The organism is Mesorhizobium sp. M7A.F.Ca.CA.001.08.2.1, assembly GCF_003998455.1.
GTDB classification, from domain to species: Bacteria; Pseudomonadota; Alphaproteobacteria; order Rhizobiales; family Rhizobiaceae; genus Mesorhizobium; species Mesorhizobium ciceri.
In genome coordinates, this window is record NZ_RZPW01000740.1 from 1 (window position 1) to 3,038 (window position 3,038).

General features: G+C 63.6%; 4 protein-coding genes and 1 pseudogene. All 5 read left to right on the plus strand.

What is annotated here, in order from left to right; all coding sequences use genetic code 11:
* Positions 1-90: PhoH family protein (locus EN914_RS39450; protein WP_245497874.1), on the plus strand; the 90-nt coding region annotated here is incomplete at its 5' end.
* Positions 91-108: 18 nt separating this feature from the next.
* On the plus strand, positions 109-609 hold the full coding sequence (ybeY, locus tag EN914_RS30010) for an rRNA maturation RNase YbeY (protein ID WP_013527905.1): 501 nt from the start codon (positions 109-111) through the stop codon (positions 607-609).
* Between the two features lie 28 nt (positions 610-637).
* Complete coding sequence (locus EN914_RS30015; RefSeq protein ID WP_024503458.1) at positions 638-1,750, plus strand: hemolysin family protein; 1,113 nt, start codon at positions 638-640, stop codon at positions 1,748-1,750.
* Positions 1,751-1,766: 16 nt separating this feature from the next.
* Entirely contained in the window at positions 1,767-2,237 is a 471-nt protein-coding gene (locus EN914_RS30020; protein WP_032899245.1) for a VOC family protein, read from the plus strand.
* A 101-nt stretch (positions 2,238-2,338) separates the two neighbouring features.
* A pseudogene (locus EN914_RS30025) lies at positions 2,339-3,038 on the plus strand (apolipoprotein N-acyltransferase); the annotation flags it as partial.

Sequence of the window (3,038 nt, forward strand, 5' to 3'; positions counted from 1 at the left end):
GACGTGGTTCGCCATCCGCTGGTGGCGGAAATCGTCAGGGCCTACGACCGGGACGCCAAGCTGGCGCGTGGCCTCGGCGCCGAGAATTGATGTTGGCGATGCGGCTTCATGCCTGAGGACATAATATCCGGCGACGGGAATATTCCCGTCGACATCGACATAGCGGTTGAGGCGGGCAACTGGCCCGACGAGGCAAGCCTGACGCGGCTGGTCGATCGGGCCGTTAAGGCGGCTTTTGCCGAAACCGGCGTGGCGGGCCGTTCCGAACTCAGTCTCGTTTTTTCCGACGACGCCCATATCCAGGTTCTCAACGCCGGCTGGCGCGGCAAGGACAAACCGACCAACGTCTTGTCTTTCCCGGCTTTTCCGTTTGCGCAGGGCGGTCCGTTGCCGCCGATGCTGGGCGACATCGTGCTGGCCGCCGAAACGGTCGCCCATGAAGCGGTACTGGAAGACAAGCCTGTCGAGAACCATATCACCCATCTCGTCATCCACGGCCTGCTGCATCTGCTGGGCTACGATCACGAGACCGAGGCCGAGGCCGAGGCGATGGAAGCCGTCGAACGCGCGGCGCTTGCAAGGCTTGCCATTCCCGACCCCTACGCGTAACTACATCTGACCAATTGACCGGACGACGATGAACGACAAACCAGAGACTGCCGCCCGCCCCGACGCCGGCAGTGCAACCAAGGCTTCCGATACGTCGGAAGAGGGATCAAGTCCGAGTACCGTTACCTCTGGTGCTAGCAGTACCTCTGCTGCTGCCGGCATCGGCAGCGCTGCCAGCGAGACATCGCCTGCCGGTCCCTCCCTGTTCGACCGCGTTCTTGGCCTGTTCAGGCAACGCAACGGAACCAGCCTGCGGGAGGAAATCGCCGGCGCGCTTGCCGAGACAACGAGCGATGCCGGCGCCTTCTCGCCCGGCGAACGCGCCATGCTCAACAACATCCTGCGGCTGCGCGAAGTGCGCGTCGAGGACGTCATGGTGCCGCGCGCCGACATTCAAGGGGTCGAAATCACGACGACGCTCGGCGATCTGCTGGGCACCTTCGAGCAATCCGGCCATTCCCGCATGCCGGTCTATTCAGAGACCCTCGATGATCCGCGCGGCATGGTCCATATCCGTGATGTGCTGGCCCACATCACCAAGATCGCGCGCGTCAAGAAGGGCCGCTCGACCAGGAAAACACCCGTCGCCACGGTTCTCGATCTCGCCCAGGTCGATCTCGCACGCACCATTGGCGACCTCAATCTGATCCGCCCGGTGCTGTTCGTGCCGCCGTCGATGCTCGCCTCCGACCTGATGGCTCGCATGCAGACGACGCGCACGCAAATGGCGCTGGTCATCGATGAATATGGCGGCACCGACGGCCTTGCCTCGCTGGAAGACATCGTCGAGATGGTGGTCGGCGACATCGAGGACGAGCATGACGACGACGAGCCGATGATCACCCAGAGCGGCGACGGCGTGTTCATCGTCGATGGCAAGGCCGAGATCGACGACGTCGCCAAGATGATCGGCGGGGATTTCGCCGCCGGTGAACATGGCGAATATGTCGACACCATTGGCGGCATGATTTTCAACACGCTTGGCCGTGTTCCGGCCCGCGGCGAGGTGGTGCAGGCCATACCCGGTTTCGAATTTCACGTCCTCGACGCTGATCCGCGCCGCGTCAAGCGCGTGCGCATCGTGCAGAGCCAGAAGGGTGAGCGTCGCCGGCGTGCCACGGCGCGCACCGAACAGGCGTGAGCGTTTCGCTCGCACGATGACTATCGACGACCCGTTCAAGCATCCAAGTCTGGGCTCTGGTGTTTTCTACAAGGATCCTCGTGCCGCGCTGGACTGGCTCGAGGCGGCTTTTGGCTTCGAGCGCAGCATGGTGGTCAGCGATGCCGAGGGAAAGCTCATCCATGCAGAGATGCGGTTCGGCGACAGCTACATCATCGTCGATTCCGAATGGAGCGATTACGTCGCCAGCCCGGTTTCGATCTTGGGCAAGAACACGCAGTCGATCTATGTCAGGCTGAAGGGTGGCCTGGATGCGCATTGCGAGCAGGCGCGGGCGCTCGACGCTGATATAATCCAGGAGCCGGCGGATCAGTTCTACGGTGAGCGCCAGTATCGTGCACGCGACCCCGAGGGCCATGTCTGGACCTTCACGCAGACCATCCGTTCGGTTCAGCGCGAGGAGGCCGAGCGGCTGGGGGGCGTTCAAATCGAGGGTTGGCACCGGTAGGCAGGGCCGGAGCTGTGCATCTCAGCCAGCCCATCCGCCGTTTGGAGCGCGGAGCGCAGCCTGTTAAATCTTGTGTCCTGATTCGCGACTCGGAAGTATGCATGGAGCGCCTCACCGGCCGGATAATTCTGCTTTGGGGTTGGCGGCGTGCGCTCGTGGCGTTTCTCGCCGGCGCCCTCGCGGTGCTTGGGCAGGCGCCTTACGACTTCTTCGCCGCCTGTTTCGTCTCGTTCCCGCTGCTGGTCTGGCTGCTCGACGGCGCCACCGGCGAAGCTTCAGGCAGTCTGTTCCGGCGTCTGCGGCCGGCTTTCGCCGTCGGTTGGTGGTTCGGTTTCGGCTATTTCCTCGCCGGCCTCTGGTGGATCGGCTCGGCGCTGCTGGTCGAGGCCGACAGCTTTGCCTGGGCGCTTCCCTTCGCGGTGGTCGGCATTCCTTTCATGCTCGCCTTTTTCTATGGCTTTGCGGCAATCGTTGCCCGGCTGCTGTGGAGCAACGACATTGGCCGCATCGCCGCCCTTGCCTTCGGCTTCGGCCTGGCGGAATGGCTGCGCGATTTCCTGTTCACCGGTTTTCCCTGGAATGCCGTCGGCTACGCGGCCATGCCCGTGCCGCTGCTGATGCAGAGCGTCTCGGTGACGGGCATGATCGGCATGAACGCGCTCGCGGTGTTCGTCTTCGCACTGCCGGCACTGCTGGCGGCACGTCGGCACCTGCGCCTCGGCGCGGCACTGTTTGTCGTGCTCGTCGCTGCCCATGTCGGCTTCGGCTATATCAGGCTTGCCGCTCCCGAACCGCCAGCTT